Raw genomic sequence first — 1038 nt, 5'->3', positions numbered from 1 at the left:
AGCACGAATAACGGTAAGACTTGGTCTGCTGAAACAAGAATTACTCCCGAAAGCAAATCCAAAACGGACGGTCATGGAGATGCGGGATTTATTTTAGACAGAAAAACTGGAAATATCGTTGGCGTTGTGGCTTCCGATAACGGTTATTTAGCGTCTACTCACGAGAAGCCGATAAGAATTAAAATAATAAAGAGTGTAGATAACGGCAAGACTTGGAGCGAACCTGTGGATATAACTCCTCAAATTTACGGCGCTCAATGTAAAGACCCAGTTAGAAAGAATTGGCAGGCGGCGTTTGCGGCTTCGGGAAACGGAATCCAGCTTAGAAACGGCAGAATGCTATTCGTTTTAGCCGTTAGGGAAGCTAAAGAGAATTTTGCTAAAAATTATGTCATATATTCGGATGACGGAGGCGTTACTTGGAATGTTTCTAAGAACGCTCCTCAAAGTGCGAAATCTGGCGATGAGGCAAAAATAGTGGAACTTAATGACGGAAGTTTAATAATGGCTATACGACCGAAAGATATTTATCAAAGGAGATTGGCGAAATCTACCGATAACGGCGAGACTTGGGGCGAAGCGGTATTTAGAAGCGATTTGCCTTCTTCGGCTTCAAACGGCGATATAATATACTATACCTCTACATTAAACGGTTGGGATAAAAATAGAATTATAACTATGTTTGATAGCATACCTTGGGGAGCTGGTGGCGGATATCCTGGCAATCCAGTATTGTATTGGAGTTATGACGAGGGCAAGACTTGGAAAGGTAGGCAGATGCATAGCGGTAATGCTGGATATTCTTCTTTAGCCATACTTAAAGACGGTAGTATAGGTATATTAGCGGAAATAGGCGGCTCTTGGGCTGGTCCTATAAAATTTATGCGAGTAAATATGAGACACCTTACGAGTAATGCGGATAAGGGTCCGTTTAATACTAATCAGACGGCTACGAATAATAGCAAAGTAAAATAAAAACGGTTAAACATAAGGACGGAGATTGTTAATGAAAAAATTACTCATAATACTATTATTCAT

At 40.6% G+C, this 1038-nt stretch carries 1 protein-coding gene; it reads left to right on the top strand.

Annotated features, from left to right (window positions below):
- The coding region (locus EZH24_RS12460) for a sialidase family protein (RefSeq protein ID WP_137999372.1) at positions 1 to 975 on the top strand (975 nt) is incomplete at its 5' end.
- Positions 976 to 1038: the final 63 nt, after the last annotated feature.

It is taken from the genome of Brachyspira catarrhinii, from assembly GCF_005518285.1.
Lineage (GTDB): Bacteria > Spirochaetota > Brachyspiria > Brachyspirales > Brachyspiraceae > Brachyspira > Brachyspira catarrhinii.
Note: the sequence above shows the minus strand (reverse complement) of the source record. Positions and strands in the feature narration are given on the sequence as shown.